Below are 15,908 nucleotides of genomic sequence, written 5' to 3'. Positions count from 1 at the left end.
GCGCGAAGGCCTGCGACCGGGTGTCGCAGGGTGAGTCTCTTTAGAGATCAACCCAGCCCGGCTCAGGCGGCACGCGGGATTGCCAGCAGCCGGGCGTGGGCTCGGCCCCATCGCAGGAGACACGGGCAGGAGGCGGGCGCATGTCATGTGTACTGAGCTCATGACGTGTTGTCACAAAGAAATCGCCATGGCTTCACGGTTGATTGATCGCATGCAGGGCTATTGTCGTCCTGAGCCTCTCGCTGGCGTCCCCCACGTCCTGCGTCGACTTCCTTCCCAGCATCAGCGCCTGTCCGGGCGCCGCTGGCGTCTGTCTGCCTGAAGCATCCGAGATCATCCCCATGGCCCGCGCCGCCCAGTCCGCTTCACCCGTTGCGATCTCTCCCGTCACGCCCGTGCCGATCGGCACGCGCCGCGGCCATTCGCAACCGTTGGATCTGCCGGAACTGGTGCAGCGCGTGTTGTTCGTTGCCACCGAGATGGCGGACTTCGTCAAGGCCGGTGGCCTGGGCGACGTCGCTGCGGCCCTGCCGCGTGCGGTGCGCGGTGCGTGTGATTCGCGCGTGCTGCTGCCCGGCTACCCGGAGGTACTGCAGCGCCTGCCACAGCTGCAGCGGGTGGGGCAGGTCAGCGCGCGGGCCGGCTTGCCGGCGTGCACGATCGGCATGGCGGTGCAGGCCGACGGCCTTCCGATCTACGTGCTGCTGTCGCCGGAGCTGTACGAGCGTGAGGGCTCGCCCTACGTGGACGGGCAGGGGCAGGAGTGGAAGGACAACGCGGTTCGCTTCGCGACGCTTTCGCATGCGGCGGCGGAGATTGCGGCCGGGCGTGCCGGGCTGGACTGGTCGCCACAGCTGCTGCACCTGAATGACTGGCCGGTGGCCATGGCGGCCGCCTACGTGCGTTGGGACCGGACGGCCGTGCCGACCCTGCTGACCATCCACAACCTGGCTTACCAGGGGCTGTTCCCCTACGCGCTTGCGCCGGTACTGGGCGTGCCGGCCGAACACCTGGATGAACTGCACTTCCACGGGCAGATGTCGTTCCTGCAGGGCGGCATCACCAACGCCACGCGGCTGAACACGGTCAGCCTTCGCTACGCTCAGCAGATCACCGCCCCGGATGAAGGCTGCGGGCTGCATGACCTGTTGGCGCGTCGCGCAGCCGGCGGGCACCTGAGTGGCATCGTCAACGGCATCGACGCCAGCTGGGACCCGCGCCGCGATATCCATCTCAAGGCCCACTTCGGCATTGGTGAGTGGACCGGGCGCGCCACCAACGCCCATGCGGTGCGCAAGGCGTTCGGCCTGGCACCGTCGACCGGCCCGCTGTTTGCGGTGGTCTCGCGGCTGGTGCACCAGAAGGGCCTGGACATCACCTGCGACGTGGCGCCCCAGATCGTGGCGGCCGGCGGCCAGCTGGTCATCATCGGCGGTGGCGAGCCGCAGGTGGAAGCCCAGGTGCAGGCGCTGGCCCGCCGCTACCCGGGGCGGGTGGGCGCCTTCATCGGGTTCGAAGAAGCGCTGGCCCGCCAGATGTTTGCCGGCGCCGATTTCCTGCTGATGCCTTCGCGCTTCGAACCCTGCGGGCTGAGCCAGATGTACGCGCAGCGTTTCGGCTGCCTGCCCATCGCACACGCGACCGGCGGACTGGTGGATACCGTGGAGGACGGCGTGACCGGTTTCCTGTTCCATGGCGCCAATGCCGATGGCCTGCGCCGCTGCGTGGAACGGGCGATGCGCACCTTCCGCCTGCCGGGGCTGCTGCAGGCCATGCGCCGCGCGGCCATGCTGCGGCCAGGTGGCTGGGATGCGGCGGGGCGCGCCTACCTGGCGTTGTACCAGCAGACCTGCCAGGTGGCCGCATGAGCCACGACAGCCTGCATCTGGCCGCCCTGGAGGATGAAACCATCGCGGAGATGGGATTGGATCAGCGCATCGCGCCGGCGCTGGAGGACCTCGTCCATGCACGCCCGGCCGACGCATTCGCCTGGCTGGGCCCGCACCGCCAGCCAGAAGGCGGACGCCAGCTGCGCGTGCTGGTGCCGCACGCGCAGCGCGTCGAGGTGATCGCAGACGACGGGCGGCGCTGGGACCTGTCCCCCGGCCCGTTGCCCGGCCTGTTCGAGGGCGCGGCCGGCGACGCGGCGATACCGCTGCTTGCCCTGCATTTCGAACAGGGCGTGGAGCAGGTGCACGATGCCTATGCGTTCGGTCCACTGTTGGACGAAGCCCTGCTGCAGCGGTTCCATGCCGGTGATGCCGATGCGGCGCGGCAGCTGGGGGCGGTGCCGATGCAGGTGCAGGGCATCGCGGGCGTGCGCTTCGCGGTGTGGGCACCCAATGCCCAGCGGGTCGCGGTGGTTGGCGATTTCAATGGATGGGATGGCCGACGCCATCCGATGCGGCTGCGTCACACCGCCGGCGTGTGGGAACTGTTCCTGCCGGGCGTGCAGGCCGGTGCCCGCTACAAATTCCGCATCGTCGGCGCCGACGGCCGGGTGATGCCCGACAAGTTCGATCCGATGGCGCGCTGGGCCGAGCTGCCACCGGCCACCGCTTCGCGGGTGCCTTCGGCGGCGCCGACGCAGTGGCACGATGACGCATGGTTGGCGGCCCGACGCCAGGCCGGAACCTGCGCACCGCTGTCGATCTACGAAGTGCATGCGGGCTCCTGGCAGCGCAGCGACGAGGGTGCGCCGCTGGACTGGGATGCCCTGGCCGACCGGTTGATTCCGTACGTGGCCGGGCTGGGCTTTACTCACATCGAGCTGCTGCCGGTCAGCGAGCATCCCTTTGGCGGTTCCTGGGGCTATCAGCCGCTGGGCATCTACGCGCCGACGGCGCGCCATGGCACGCCGCAGGCCTTCGCGCGCTTCGTGGACCGCTGCCACCAGGCCGGCGTGGGGGTGGTCTTGGACTGGGTGAGCGCGCACTTCCCGAACGATGCGCATGGCCTGGCCGGGTTCGATGGGACTGCGCTGTACGAGCATGCGGATCCGCGCGAAGGGGTGCACGCCGACTGGGACACGCTGATCTACAACTATGGCCGCAATGAGGTGGCCGCCTACCTGATCGGCAGTGCCTTGGAGTGGGTGGAGCGGTTCCACATCGACGGTCTGCGCGTGGATGCCGTGGCGTCGATGCTGTACCGGGATTACAGCCGGGCCGAGGGGGAGTGGATACCCAACGAGCAGGGCGGGCGCGAGAACCTGCAGGCGGTCGCGTTCCTGCGGCGGATGAACCAGACGCTGCGCGAGCGCTTTCCGGACGTGCTGGTGATCGCCGAGGAATCCACCGCGTGGCCGGGCGTGACCGCGCCGGTGGAAGCGGGCGGGCTTGGCTTCACCCATAAATGGAACATGGGCTGGATGCACGACACCCTGCAGTATATGGGGCGCGACCCGATCCATCGCCCGCATCACCACAGCGAGATCAGCTTCGGCCTGGTCTACGCCTTTTCCGAACGGTTCGTGCTGCCGCTTTCGCATGACGAGGTGGTGCACGGCAAGGGGGCGCTGCTGGCCAAGATGGCCGGCGAGCCGGCGCAGCGGCTGGCCCAGCTGCGCGCGTACTACGGCTTCATGTGGGCGCACCCGGGCAACAAACTGCTGTTCATGGGCGGCGAGTTCGGCCAGGGCCACGAGTGGTCGCACGATGCGGCACTGGACTGGGCACAGGCGGCCAGCAGTGAGGGCCAGGGCCTGTCGCGCCTGGTGCGAGACCTCAACGGCGTGCTCCGCGCCGAACCCGCGTTGCATCGCGACGAGCGCGACGAACGCGGTTTCGACTGGAGCGTGGCCGATGACAACCGCAACAGCGTTTACGCGTTCATCCGCCGGGCTCCTGCCGGCAGCGGCCGCACCCTGCTGGTGGTGAGCAACTTCACCCCGGTGCGGCGCGAGGCGTACCGGGTCGGCGTGCCGCACCCGGGGCGTTGGACCGAACGACTCAACACCGACAGCGTGTACTACGGTGGCGGCAATAGCGGCAACCTCGGAGCGGCGCTTACCGAGCCCCGGCCGATGCATGGGCACGCCCAGTCGCTGCGGCTGACGCTGCCGCCGCTGTCCACGCTGTACCTGCAGGTTGATGCATGACGGCAGTGACGCCGCGCCTGGGCGCATGGCCTGTGGCCGGTGACGGGGTGGAGTTCCGCGTGTGGGCACCGGACGCAAGGACGATGGCGCTGAGCCTGCACGGCACGCAGCGGCCGATGCAACGCGACCCGGACGGCTGCCACTGGCTGCGAACACCGGCATCGCATGGCGACCGCTACTGTTTTCGCCTTCCTTCCGGCCTGGACGTGCCCGACCCGGCCTCGCGCTGGCAGCCGGACGGCATCGACGGCGACAGCGCGGTGGTGCTGGACAAGGACATGGTGCAACCCACGTGGCGCGGGCATGCCTGGCAGGACCTGGTGATCTATGAAGTACACATCGAGGCCGGCGGCGGCTTCGCGGCGCTGACCGCGCAGCTGCCGATGCTGGCCGCGATTGGCATCACCGCCATTGAGCTGATGCCGGTCGCGCAGTTTCCCGGCCAGCGCAACTGGGGCTACGACGGCGTGTTCCCGTATGCGCCGGCCCATGCTTACGGTGGGCCGGCAGAGCTGAATGCCTTCGTCGAGGCGGCACATGCCGCTGGGCTTTCCGTGTTGCTGGACGTGGTCTACAACCACTTCGGACCGCAGGGTAACCATCTGCGCCAGTACGCGCGGGGGTTCTTCCGTGATGACCGCAGTACTCCCTGGGGCGAGGCCATCGACTTCCGCCAGCCCTGGGTGCGGCGCTTCTTCATCGACAACGCGCTGATGTGGTTGCGCGACTACGGCTTCGATGGGCTGCGCCTGGATGCGGTGCATGCCATCGATGATGAGCGCTTCCTGCAGCAGCTGGCCGAGGAGGTACACGCGGTGGTGCCGCACGCGCACCTGGTGCTGGAGAACGAACGCAACCAGGCGCGATGGTTGCGCGGCGCCTACCAGGGGCAATGGAATGACGACTTCCACAATGCGCTGCACGTGATGCTGACCGGCGAGCAGGAGGGCTATTACGCGGCCTATGCCGGTCGCGCCGAAGCACTGCTGGCGCGCTGCCTGGCCGAAGGATTCGCCTGGCAGGGTGAACCGGACCTGCGCGGCGATCCCCGCGGCGAACCCAGCGCTGACCTGTCTCCCGCGCGTTTTGTGGCATTCGCGCAGAACCACGACCAGGTAGGCAACCGTGCTTTCGGCGAGCGCTTGTCGATGCTGGTGGATCCGGCGCGGCTGCGTGCGGCGCTGGCGTTGACCGTGCTGACGCCGATGATCCCGCTGCTGTTCATGGGCGAACCGTGGCAGGCGCAATCGCCGTTCCTGTTCTTCACCGACTACGCGCCGCCGCTGGACGAGGCGGTGCGCGAAGGGCGTCGCCGCGAGTTCGCTGGTTTCAGCGCCTTTGCCGACGCCGCCTCGCGCGCGCGTATTCCGGACCCGAACGATGCGGCGACCCTGCAGGCGTCGTACACGCCGCCGCCCGGCGATGATCCCTGGTCGCAGCACTGGCTGCGCTGCACGGGCGAGTTCCTCGGCCTGCGCAGGCGCTATCTGCAGCCGGGCCTGCTGCAGGCGCGGTCGCTGGGTGCGCGCGTGCTGGGCCAAGGCGCGGTGCAGGCGGGCTGGCAGTTGCCCTCGGGCCAATGGTGGATCGCGATCAACGTGGGCCCTGTGCCGGTGGCGCATGCGGTGCCGGCCGGCGACTGCGTCGTGGGGCCGGACGCGGCCGGGATGCTGCCAGCCGGCGGCGGCGTGCTGGCCTGCTGGATCGCCGCATGAGCACGGATGCAGCGGTGCGGGAAGCGGCCGGCCGTGCGGGCCTGCTGGTCCGCTGGACCGACGTGGCCGGTGCCGCGCGCGAGGTCGCACCGGACGTGCTGCGCGCGGTGCTGGAGGCGCTGCAGGGCGATGCAGCGCCCGAGCACGGTGGCCTGCGCACGGCTTGCTGTGGACAGCTGCTGGCGATGCCCCAGGCGGCAGGCGCAGCGTGCTGGGTGGATGAGCAGGGCGCAGTGCTGCCGGCACACCCCGATGCGCAAGGGCGCTGGCGCGTGCCGGACCAGCCCGGCTACTGGCAGTGGCGCCAGGGCGGACGGCAACAGGCGATTGCGGTGGCGCCACAGCGTGCCTGGTGGCCGCTGGGCTTGCTGCGCGGCTGGGGCCTGTCGGCGCAGGTCTACAGCCTGCGCGCTCGCGACGACGCCGGCATCGGTGACAGCGCCGGCTGTGCGCGATGGAGCGAACTGCTGCACCGTCACGGCGGCGATGCAGTGGCGTTGAGCCCGCTGCATGCCGGCTTGCCACCAGGGCCCGGTTACAGCCCCTATTCGCCCAGCGACCGGCGCTGGCTCGATCCGCTGCAGACCTCCCTGCCGCAGGTACTGCCGGAAGCAGCCGACGCCGTGCTGGCTGAAGACGAAGCACTGGCGACGGCCGTTGCAGCAGCCACTGCCGCGCGCCGCATCGACTGGCCGCACTCGGCGGCGTTGAAGTGGCGCTGGCTGCGCCAGGTGCGCCAGTGGCTGCGGCAGCAGGCGCCGGCTCAGTACGAACAGATGCAGACGTGGTGCGATGCGCAGGGCGAATCCCTGCTGCGCTATTGCCAGCACGCCGCCGACCGGTTCACTGGAAGCGCTGACGACCATGCGTTTGCGCAGTGGTTTGCGCGGCAGGGCTGGGCGCAGGTGCAGGCGGGATTGCGCGACGACGGCGCGTCGATCGGGCTGATCGCAGATCTGGCGGTGGGTTGCGCGCCGCAGGGCGTCGAGGCCCGGACCGGTGGCGACCGTCTGCTGCAGGGCCTTGAGCTGGGCGCGCCGCCGGATGCGTTCAATCCGCTGGGCCAGGCCTGGGGTATCACCAGCTGGTCACCCTCCGCGCTGCAGCGCGAGGGCTTTGAGCCGTTCATTCGCGTGCTGCGCGCCGTGATGGCCGGCCGTGGTGGGCTGCGCATCGACCATATCCTCGGCCTGCAGCGGCTGTGGGTGCTTCCCTGTGGCTCAGCCGCCGGACAGGGCGTGTACCTGCGCTATCCGTTCGATGATCTGATCAACCTGCTGGTTCTGGAATCGTGGCGGCATCGCTGCGTGCTGATCGGTGAAGACCTGGGCGTGGTGCCGCCGGGCATTCGCCAGCGGCTGGCAGCCCGCGGCATCCTGGGCATCGAGGTGCTGCCGTTCGCCCGCAAGGGTGAGCACTTCCTGCCTGCGCCACGGTGGCGCCGCGATGCGGTGGCCATGCCCTCCACCCATGATCTGCCACCGCTGTCCGGCTGGCTGCACGGGCGCGACCTGCGCTGGCGTGCCCGCCTGGGTGAGCTGACCGGGCTTGCAGCGGCGTTGCACGCGCGCGCCAGTGAGGTGCAGGGACTGTCCGCAGTTGCCCGAGGCGAGGGCGCGACGCTGGAAGCGCGTGCGCTGTCGCTGGTCGCGCACGCGCCTTCGCGGTTGGCGCTGCTCCCGCTGGAAGATGCGCTGGGGAGCCGCGCGCAGGTGAACCTGCCGGGCACCGTCAACGCCCATCCGAACTGGCGCCGGCGGCTACCGCTGGCATGGGAGCAGGACGCGGTTGACGCGCGTATTGCCCGGTTCAGCGCAACGCGGCGGAGGGAGCGGCGATGACTCCATTGCGTGCCACCGTACGCCTGCAATTGCATGCAGGCTTCGACCTCGAGGCCGCCGCGATGCAGCTGCCGTACTACGCCGCGCTGGGCGTCAGCCACCTTTACCTGTCGCCGATCGCCGCTGCGCTGCATGGGTCTACGCATGGCTACGATGGCATCGACCCGGCCTGCATCAATCCGGAACTGGGCGGCGAAGAAGCCTTCCGGCAACTGGCCACAGCGACGCGCGCGCACGGCATGGGCCTGATCCTCGACATCGTACCCAACCATCTGGCGGCGTCCCCGCACAGCCATTGGTGGAACGATGTGCTGATGCACGGGCGTCGAAGCCCGCACGCAGCATGGTTTGACATCGACTGGGAGGCGCCGGGCTGCGAGGGCCGGCTCTGGCTGCCTGCACTGGACCGGCCGTTGCACGACGCGGTGCGCGATGGCGTAGTGCGCGTGGTGGTGGACAACGCGCGTCCCGTGCTGCGCCACCATGGTCTGGCGTTGCCCTTGTCGCCGCGCAGCCATCCACTGGACCCCGCGCAGTGGCCGGCGTGGGCCGAGCGCTGCAACCGCAGCGTTGAACGGCTGCATACGCTGCTGCAGCGGCAGCACTACCGGCTGGCCTGGTGGCGCACGGCGGGCGATCAGGTGAACTACCGGCGCTTTTTCGATATCAATGAACTGGCCGCGCTGCGGGTGGAGCGCGATGACGTGTTCGAGGCGGTGCATGCGCTGCCGCTGCGGTTGGTACGCGAGGGATGGGTGGACGGCCTGCGTATCGATCATGTGGATGGCCTGTCTTCCCCGGGCACCTACCTGCGGCGCCTTCGTGAATCGCTTGACGCAGCCTGTGCGGCCGGCGGCCGTGATCCGCAGGCGGTGAGCCTGCATGTGGAGAAGATACTGGCCGAGGGCGAGCAGCTGCCCGACAGCTGGGCCTGCGACGGCACCACCGGCTATGACTTCATGGACCAGACCGGTGCCTGGTTGCACGATCCGGCGGCTGCACCCGCGCTCTCGCGCACGTGGCAGGCGCTGGGCGGTGATCCGCGCAGCTTCGACCGGATCCAGCAGGACGCTCGCGGCATGATGTTGCGCCAGGGCCTTCACGCAGACTTCCAGCGGCTGCTGCGCAGTGCGCAGCAGGTCCTGCAGCCCCGGCTGGCCGAGGCCGATATCGGAGTGGCTGCGCTGGCACGCGCATTGGCTTCATTGCTGCGGCATTACCGCACCTACCGGCCCTATTCGCTGCAGGGGGCGGGTGAACGAAAGGCGCTGGTGGACGCTGCAGCTGCTGCGCGCGAGGCGCTGGACGGTGCGGCATGCGCCGCGCTGGATCTGCTGCTGCAGGCACTTCCCGGCCAGGCGCCGGCTGAAACCGAGCTGCGCGTACGGTTCGGGCAGCTGGCCGCGCCGTTGAATGCCAAGTCGGTGGAAGATACCGGGTTCTATCGCTATTTCAGGCTGCTGTCGCGCAACGAAGTCGGCAGTGATCCGCAGCGGCTGGGCATGGAAGGGCGCGAGCTGCTGGAACATGCAGCCGGGCGCCTGCGGCGCCATCCCAGGGCGCTGCTTGCGCTGGCGACCCACGATCACAAGCGCGGGGCCGACAGCCGGGCACGGCTGGCGGTTCTCAGTACCTGCACGGTCGAGTGGCGGGACGCGGTGCGGCGCTGGGGCCGGATGGCGACCCGCGCCGGCGCGCCAATGCCATTGCCGAGTGCCGAGGCCTATGCGCTATGGCAGGCGCTCGTGGCCGCGTGGCCGATGCACGGTACCCCCGGCGCAGGCTTCGCATCGAGGATGGGGCAATGGCTGACCAAGGCGTTGCGCGAGGGCAAGCGGGTCAGCAGCTGGTCCGATCCCAACGTGGCCGTGGAGGAGGGCGCCGCGCAGTGGCTGCACGCGCTGCTGGATGGAGCGCCGTTGCAGCCGGTGCGGGAGGCGCTGGCGACCTTCGTGGCGCGCATCGCGCCGGCGGGCGCCTGCAACGGCTTGGCACAGCTGTGCCTGCAGCACTGCCTTCCCGGCGTGCCCGATCTTTACCAAGGCGGTGAAGGCTGGGACCTGAGCCTGGTGGACCCGGACAACCGGCGCGCCGTGGATTATCCAGCGCGGCAGGCGTGGCTGCGTGATGCGCGCGCGTGGCCCGCGCTGCTGGAGGACTGGCGGGACGGTGGGATCAAGGCATTTCTACTCCGGCGATTACTGGATTGCCGCCGCAGGCACCCGCAGCTGTTCCTGCACGGCGCGCTGCAGCCGCTGTCGGCGCCGGTGCGCTCACCGTGGCTGGCGTTCACGCGCAGGCATCAGGCGCAGATGCTGCTGGTGGTCGTGCGGCGTGGTTCGCCCACCGCCGTGCCTGGCCCAAGCCTGCATGCGCCGCGCGACGTCGGCAGCGATGTGACGCTGCGTGGGGTGCCGACAGGCCCCATGCGCAACGTCCTTGACGGGCGTATCGAACATTTCAACGCAACCACGGACGTGGCCAGGCTTCTGGCTGGCAGCCCGTTGGCGATATGGATCAACGAGGAGGCAGGTAGGGATGGACAGCAGGGAACGACGGCAGCGGATTGAGGCACTGGCCCACCAGATCTGGGAGGCAGAAGGGCGCCCGGATGATCAGCAGCAACGGCACTGGCACATGGCCGAGCGGCTGGTGGAGGCCGAGATTGCCGCCGCGCGCGAGGAGGAGGGCACCGATGGCGAGCCGTAAGTGGACGCAGACCTCGCGCGTGCGCGAAGGCCGGCCCTTCCCGCTGGGGGCGACCTGGGACGGGCTGGGCGTGAACTTCGCGCTGTACTCGCGGCATGCCACCCGGGTGGAACTCTGTCTGTTCGATGCACGCAACCGCGAAGTGGAACGCATCGCGCTGCCCGAGTACACCAACGAGATCTGGCACGGCTACCTGCCGGACGTGCGGCCCGGCCAGCGCTATGGCTACCGAGTGCATGGCCCCTATGCGCCGGAGGAAGGCCATCGCTTCAATCCCAACAAGCTGCTGCTGGACCCCTACGCCAAGCAGATTGTGGGCGAACTGAAGTGGGCCCCCCACCTGTTCGGCTACACCTTGGGCCACCGCGATGGCGACCTGAGCTTCGACCGCCGCGACAGCGCCAGCTACATGCCGCGCTGTGCCGTGATCGATCCGGCCTTCAGCTGGGGTGCCGAGCGGGCACCTGCCACGCCCTGGGACCGGACCGTGATCTACGAAGCGCACGTGCGCGGGCTGACCATGCAACACCCCGATGTTCCGCAGGCCGAGCGTGGCACCTTGTCTGCCCTGCGCCATGACGCAGTGGTCGACCACCTCAGCCATCTGGGCGTGACCGCCATCGAACTGCTGCCGGTGCACGCCTACGTCGATGACCAGCAGCTGCTCGAGCGCGGGCTGCGCAACTACTGGGGGTACAACACCATCGGCTTCTTCGCGCCGCAGCCGCGTTACCTGTCGCTGGGCACCGTGGCCGAGTTCAAGCAGATGGTCGCGCGGCTGCACAATGCTGGCATCGAAGTGATCCTGGATGTGGTCTACAACCACACCGCCGAAGGCAATGAGCTGGGCCCTACGCTGTCCTTCAAGGGCATCGACAACGCCAGCTACTACCGCCTGGCTGATGATCGCCGCTACTACATCAACGATACCGGCACCGGCAACACGTTTGACCTGACCAATGCCGGTGCACTGCGCATGGTGATGGACTCGCTGCGCTACTGGGTGACCGAGATGCGGGTGGACGGCTTCCGCTTCGACCTGGCGACCATTCTCGGCCGTGAACGGCATGGGTTCGATGCCTCGGGCAGCTTCCTCGACGCGGTGCGCCAGGACCCGATCCTGAGCCAGGTGAAGCTGATCGCCGAGCCCTGGGACATCGGCCCGGGCGGCTACCAGCTGGGCCAGTTCCCGCCGGGCTGGGCCGAATGGAATGACCGTTTCCGAGATACGGTGCGCGCGCTGTGGCGCGGCGATGGCGGCCAGCTGCCGGAATTCGCTACCCGCTTCACCGGTTCGGCCGACCTGTTCGATCACCATGGCCGGCGACCCTCGGCAAGCATCAACCTGGTGACCGCACACGACGGCTTCACCCTGCACGACCTGGTGAGCTACAACGACCGCCACAACGAAGCCAACGGCGAAGACAACCGTGATGGCCATTCGCACAACCTTTCCAGCAACCATGGCGTGGAGGGTGAGACCGATGATCCGGCGATCCTCTCCGTACGTGCGCGGCAGATGCGCAACCTGCTGGCCACGCTGCTGCTGGCGCAGGGCACCCCCATGCTGCTGGCCGGCGATGAGTTCGGCCATTCGCAGCAGGGCAACAACAACGCCTACTGCCAGGACAACCCGCTGAGCTGGATCGACTGGGAGCGTGCGGCGCAGCCGGCAGCCCAGGCGCAGGTGGCGTTCGTGCGGCGGGCGCTGTCGCTGCGCCGACGCTATGGCCTGCTGCGCAGGAACCGGTTCCTGCGCGGCGAATACGATGAGGCGCTGGGCCTGCGCGATATCGACTGGCGGCATCCCGATGGTCGCGGCATGGAGGAAGCGGACTGGCATGACGCAGGGCTGCGTGCGCTGCTGATCATTTTGGACGGTCGCAGTCCGGACAGTGGCCTGCGCGAGCCCGGGCGGCATGTCAGCCTGGCCCTGTTGTTGAACGCCGGGGAGCAGCCGCAGCGGTTCTGTGTGTCAGACGACGCCCTGTCGTTCCGGCGCGTACTCCTGCAGACCGACGAAACGCCGTTGGAGCCGGATGAGGAAGGCGCCTGGACGCTGCCGCCGCGCAGCCTGTGCCTGCTGGCGGCAAGCAGCAGCGCTTGATTGCATCGCGGCGCCACTACGGTCCGCCGGGCGTTGCCCGGCGTACCGGTAGCTACCCCATCAGATAACGCAACACACCCGCCGAGACCACGCCGATCAGCACCGTCAGCAGCATCGACAGCCGCGTGGCGGCCAGCAGGGTGATCGCCAGTGCAGCCAGGTCGGCCGGCTTGTCAGCGACGAAGTCCGGGGCGATCACCGAGATCAGCACGCAGCCCGGCGCGGCTTCCATCACCGTCACTGCGCGTTTGCTCAACGTGCGGTTACGCAGCGCGAGGAAACCGACAATGCGGGTCAGGTAGGTGGCGGCGGCCATCAGCACGATGGTCAACACCGAGGTCCAGTGGATCAGTCCATTGAAGATCATGCCGGGTCCTCCGCCAGCAGCCAGGCTGCGGCCAGGCCGGCCAGTGCGCCGCTGGCCACGTACCACGCACCTGGCACCAGCAGGTAGGTAGCGGCGGCGACGACCAGGCTGACCAGCCACGGCCGCGCAGCCTTCATGCCCTGCCACATGCCGCGCAGCAGCACCAGGAACACGGCGGGGAAGGCCATGTCGAAGCCGTAGGCGTGGATGTCGCCCAGCATCGGGCCGACGATCGCGCCCAGTGCGGTGCAGGCCACCCAGACCGTGTACAGGCCGGCCGACACGCCCAGGTAGTAGGCCAGGCTGAAGCCCAGCGCGCGTCGACGCGCATCGGCCACGCCCATTGCCCAGCTTTCGTCGCACATGAAGAACAGCGCCGGCAGCACCCGGCGGCGCGGCAGGTGTTGCAGCAGCGGGGCCAGGCTGGCGCCCATCAGCAGGTGGCGGCTGTTGACCAGCGCGGTGATCGCCACGATCAGTGCGATGTGCGGTGGCGAGGTCCACAGTTCGACGGCGGCGAACTCCGAACCGCCAGCGAAGTTGAGGCCGGTCATCAGCGGTACTTCCAGTGCGCTCAGGCCCTTCTGGGCCGCCTGCGCGCCGAGCACCAGGGCGAACGGAATGAAGCCAATCATCACTGGTGCGGCGGCACGCAGGCCGCGCAGGAATTCGGCACGCGGCGCGGTATCGCAGGTGTTAGGCAGGGGGAGGGTGGTACGGGCGTCCATGGAACGGCACGACGAGGTGGGGGTGGCCCATGCTAGCGGTCCGATCACGAAATCGGGTTGCGTTGATGCCACTGGATTCTGGATGATTGATATTCCATGCGGCCAGAGTCGACCAGGACGAAATTGCATGCAGTACCAGCTCGACAACCTTGATCGCCGCATCCTCGACGCCCTGCAGCGCGACGGCCGCCTGCAGAACCTGGAGCTGGCCCGTCTGGTCGGGCTGTCGCCGTCGGCCTGCCTGCGCCGGGTGCGGCTGCTGGAGGAGGGCGGTTACATCGACCGCTACGTGGCGCTGTTGAACGAGGCCAAGGTGGGCCGCGGCTTCACCGTGTTCGTGCGGGTGTGGCTGCGCGGGCAGGACGAGGACACCACCAACCACTTCATCAACAGCATCAAGTCTTTCCCGGAAGTGCTGGAATGCCATCTGATGGCCGGTGACTGCGATTTCCTGCTGCGGGTGGCGGTGGCCGACCTTGATGCCTACCGGCAGTTCCAGATGCAGCACCTGAACCGGATCGCCGGCGTGCAGAACACCAAGACCGAGATTCCGATGCAGCGGATCAAGCAGACGACCCAGCTGCCGCTTTGAGGGATGGGGTTTGCGGCCGGGTTGCACCCGGCACCCGCGGGTAGTGCCGGCTGCTGGCCGGCAACCTCAACAGCAACAGCGGGCCTGCTGAGGGATGGCGGGGTGGGTCCGGTTGCGGGGGACGCTGCAAGTACGTCCATGTAAGCTCGGTCGCCGCATCCATGCGGCTCACGCCCCCGCAACCGGACCCACCCCGCCTTCGACAGATTTCCACGATCTGCCGGAACGGCATGAGCTGCTCTTGGTGGGTGTCGACCTTGGTCGACACGTCTGGGTCGGCACGGGGTCGAATCCCGTTGCTGCGCAACGGGCTCTGACCCCAGGCATGGATGAGGTGGTCTGTTCGATTTATTGATTCCTGATGGGTGACTGGCTTCAGGTCGGCTGTAGGCGGCGGTCATCGCAATGACATGTGCCCCCGGTACGGTTTGAGCCCGCTTGCGGGTCGCGCGTGGGCCGGGGTTCCGGTTGTGGTGCGCGACCGTTGCAGCTGCTGTCGCTGCCGAGGGTCATGTGTTCTACGTCAGGGGGCTGAATGGACACCATGCGGTCAGAACTTGGAAGGTGGCCATCGCCGCATGGCTGCTGCTGTCCTTTGCCGCTGCCGCACAGGACGCGGTTCACGCCTACGACATCCCTGCGCAGCCGCTGGAACAGGCGGTCGAGCGCTTCAGTGTCATCAGTGGGTGGTCGGTGATGTATCCCGGCGACCTTGCTTCGGGCCGCAGCAGCCATGCGCTGCGCGGGAGCCTGGCGCCGCTTGTGGCGCTGGAGTCGCTGCTGCAGGACACAGGGATCGAGGCCGAGGTGATCGGCGAGCAGCGTGTGGTGCTGCGCCGGGGCAAGCCCTCGGCCGCGGAACCCGATGTTGGCGCGGGGCTGCCCGAGGCCGAACGCCGGCGTCGCTACGGCGGGTTGCAGCAGCGGCTGCGTGCGGCGTTCTGTGACGACCCGGAGATTGCGCCCGGCCGCTATGCCGCAACGCTGCGCTTCCGCATCGACGGCGCGGGCCAGGTGAGCGAGCCCGAGCTGCTGTCCGGCAGTGGCAGTGATCGCCGCGACGCACGCCTGCTGCAGGCGCTGCACGGCCTGGTGCTGGCGGCCGACGCCGCCGCGCTGCCACAGCCGGTGACGCTGCAGATCCGTCCTTCCGGCACCGACCACGACTGTGGCCGGCGCGCGCCCCTTCCATGACTTCAAGGATTCGAACATGAACAACGGTACGGCTGGGGCGGTTGATCTGATGGACCACCTTCTGGGTGCCTACGACGAGCTGAAACGCCGGTTGGTGCGCAAGCTCGGATCGGAAGAGCTGGCCGGCGACGCGCTGCAGGACACGTGGATGCGCCTGAGTGCGCGACGTGACCGCCTGGACGCGGTGCAGAACCCTGCGGCCTACCTGCTGCGGATGGCGATGAACACCGTGATCGACCGCCAACGGGCAGACCACCGCCTGCTGAGCCTGGAGGAGGTGGATACGCTGATGGACATGGCCGACCCGGGGCCGGGGCCGGCACAGGCGGCCGAGCTCGACTTCGCGCTGGAAGACATGGTCGGCCTGCTGCAGCGCATGCCCGAGCGCCGTCGTCGCATCCTGCTGGCGATCCGCGTCGATGGGCTGCAGCAGCGCGACGTGGCCGACCACCTCGGTGTGTCGCTGCGGTTGGTGCAGCGGGAGCTGAAGGCAGCCCAGGACTACCTGGCCGAACGCAGTGGGCAGGGGCGCCAGGTGCGGTTCTGAGCGACGGCA

Annotated in this window: 12 protein-coding genes; 10 read left to right on the top strand and 2 right to left on the bottom strand. The window is 68.8% G+C overall.

From position 1 onward, the window contains the following. Window positions 1-341 precede the first annotated feature (341 nt). From glgA to glgX, 7 genes are read left to right on the top strand one after another with little or no spacing between them, the layout of a single operon-like run. Window positions 342-1,868: a glycogen synthase GlgA gene (gene glgA / locus ROV93_RS06710; protein ID WP_080376923.1), complete on the top strand. Its 1,527-nt coding sequence runs from the start codon at window positions 342-344 to the stop codon at window positions 1,866-1,868. Then, window positions 1,865-4,099 (top strand): 1,4-alpha-glucan branching enzyme, encoded by a 2,235-nt coding sequence (locus ROV93_RS06705; RefSeq protein ID WP_072167571.1) that lies wholly within the window; start codon window positions 1,865-1,867, stop codon window positions 4,097-4,099. Before glgA ends, ROV93_RS06705 begins: the two co-directional genes overlap by 4 nt. Next, window positions 4,096-5,814, top strand: coding sequence for a malto-oligosyltrehalose trehalohydrolase (gene treZ, locus ROV93_RS06700; RefSeq protein ID WP_072167572.1), 1,719 nt, complete (start codon window positions 4,096-4,098; stop codon window positions 5,812-5,814). Before ROV93_RS06705 ends, treZ begins: the two co-directional genes overlap by 4 nt. Beyond that, window positions 5,811-7,655 carry a 4-alpha-glucanotransferase gene (locus ROV93_RS06695; protein ID WP_072167573.1) on the top strand — a complete coding sequence of 615 codons (1,845 nt, stop codon included), beginning with the start codon at window positions 5,811-5,813 and terminating at the stop codon, window positions 7,653-7,655. Before treZ ends, ROV93_RS06695 begins: the two co-directional genes overlap by 4 nt. Then, window positions 7,652-10,225 (top strand): malto-oligosyltrehalose synthase, encoded by a 2,574-nt coding sequence (treY, locus tag ROV93_RS06690; RefSeq protein WP_072167574.1) that lies wholly within the window; start codon window positions 7,652-7,654, stop codon window positions 10,223-10,225. The genes ROV93_RS06695 and treY overlap by 4 nt, the downstream gene beginning before the upstream one ends. Continuing rightward, window positions 10,194-10,364 (top strand): DUF2934 domain-containing protein, encoded by a 171-nt coding sequence (locus ROV93_RS06685; protein ID WP_072167575.1) that lies wholly within the window; start codon window positions 10,194-10,196, stop codon window positions 10,362-10,364. The genes treY and ROV93_RS06685 overlap by 32 nt, the downstream gene beginning before the upstream one ends. Continuing rightward, window positions 10,351-12,471, top strand: a complete 2,121-nt coding sequence (glgX, locus tag ROV93_RS06680; RefSeq protein WP_072167576.1) for a glycogen debranching protein GlgX — start codon at window positions 10,351-10,353, stop codon at window positions 12,469-12,471. Before ROV93_RS06685 ends, glgX begins: the two co-directional genes overlap by 14 nt. 52 nt (window positions 12,472-12,523) lie before the next feature. On the opposite strand, the gene ROV93_RS06675 is transcribed toward glgX, so the two are convergent. Together ROV93_RS06675 and ROV93_RS06670 are read right to left on the bottom strand one after the other, a co-directional pair. Then, entirely contained in the window at window positions 12,524-12,838 is a 315-nt protein-coding gene (locus tag ROV93_RS06675) for an AzlD family protein (RefSeq protein WP_072167577.1), read from the bottom strand. After that, window positions 12,835-13,566 (bottom strand): AzlC family ABC transporter permease, encoded by a 732-nt coding sequence (locus ROV93_RS06670; RefSeq protein ID WP_072167578.1) that lies wholly within the window; start codon window positions 13,564-13,566, stop codon window positions 12,835-12,837. Before ROV93_RS06670 ends, ROV93_RS06675 begins: the two co-directional genes overlap by 4 nt. 127 nt (window positions 13,567-13,693) lie before the next feature. Between ROV93_RS06670 and ROV93_RS06665 the strand changes: the two genes are divergently transcribed. The 3 genes from ROV93_RS06665 to ROV93_RS06655 all read left to right on the top strand — a co-directional run bounded on the left by ROV93_RS06665 (window position 13,694) and on the right by ROV93_RS06655 (window position 15,899). Further along, window positions 13,694-14,158, top strand: coding sequence for an Lrp/AsnC family transcriptional regulator (locus ROV93_RS06665; protein ID WP_005413654.1), 465 nt, complete (start codon window positions 13,694-13,696; stop codon window positions 14,156-14,158). Between the two features lie 513 nt (window positions 14,159-14,671). Then, the gene (locus ROV93_RS06660) at window positions 14,672-15,352 is read left to right on the top strand and encodes an STN domain-containing protein (protein WP_072168847.1); all 681 of its coding nucleotides are present in this window, start codon (window positions 14,672-14,674) and stop codon (window positions 15,350-15,352) included. A gap of 16 nt (window positions 15,353-15,368) precedes the next feature. Further along, window positions 15,369-15,899 carry a sigma-70 family RNA polymerase sigma factor gene (locus ROV93_RS06655; protein ID WP_061479455.1) on the top strand — a complete coding sequence of 177 codons (531 nt, stop codon included), beginning with the start codon at window positions 15,369-15,371 and terminating at the stop codon, window positions 15,897-15,899. The last annotated feature ends 9 nt before the right edge of the window (window positions 15,900-15,908 follow it).

Source organism: Stenotrophomonas maltophilia group sp. msm4, assembly GCF_032025605.1.
GTDB classification, from domain to species: Bacteria; Pseudomonadota; Gammaproteobacteria; order Xanthomonadales; family Xanthomonadaceae; genus Stenotrophomonas; species Stenotrophomonas sepilia.
Note: the sequence above shows the minus strand (reverse complement) of the source record. Positions and strands in the feature narration are given on the sequence as shown.

What these genes read in the sequence shown, in the direction of transcription:
- ROV93_RS06670 (WP_072167578.1), bottom strand. Translation starts at nt 13,566, where the DNA reads ATGGACGCCCGTACCACCCTCCCCCTGCCTAACACCTGCGATACCGCG.
- ROV93_RS06705 (WP_072167571.1), top strand. Translation starts at nt 1,865, where the DNA reads ATGAGCCACGACAGCCTGCATCTGGCCGCCCTGGAGGATGAAACCATC.
- ROV93_RS06675 (WP_072167577.1), bottom strand. Translation starts at nt 12,838, where the DNA reads ATGATCTTCAATGGACTGATCCACTGGACCTCGGTGTTGACCATCGTG.
- treY (WP_072167574.1), top strand. Translation starts at nt 7,652, where the DNA reads ATGACTCCATTGCGTGCCACCGTACGCCTGCAATTGCATGCAGGCTTC.
- ROV93_RS06685 (WP_072167575.1), top strand. Translation starts at nt 10,194, where the DNA reads ATGGACAGCAGGGAACGACGGCAGCGGATTGAGGCACTGGCCCACCAG.
- ROV93_RS06695 (WP_072167573.1), top strand. Translation starts at nt 5,811, where the DNA reads ATGAGCACGGATGCAGCGGTGCGGGAAGCGGCCGGCCGTGCGGGCCTG.
- glgX (WP_072167576.1), top strand. Translation starts at nt 10,351, where the DNA reads ATGGCGAGCCGTAAGTGGACGCAGACCTCGCGCGTGCGCGAAGGCCGG.
- ROV93_RS06665 (WP_005413654.1), top strand. Translation starts at nt 13,694, where the DNA reads ATGCAGTACCAGCTCGACAACCTTGATCGCCGCATCCTCGACGCCCTG.
- ROV93_RS06655 (WP_061479455.1), top strand. Translation starts at nt 15,369, where the DNA reads ATGAACAACGGTACGGCTGGGGCGGTTGATCTGATGGACCACCTTCTG.
- treZ (WP_072167572.1), top strand. Translation starts at nt 4,096, where the DNA reads ATGACGGCAGTGACGCCGCGCCTGGGCGCATGGCCTGTGGCCGGTGAC.
- glgA (WP_080376923.1), top strand. Translation starts at nt 342, where the DNA reads ATGGCCCGCGCCGCCCAGTCCGCTTCACCCGTTGCGATCTCTCCCGTC.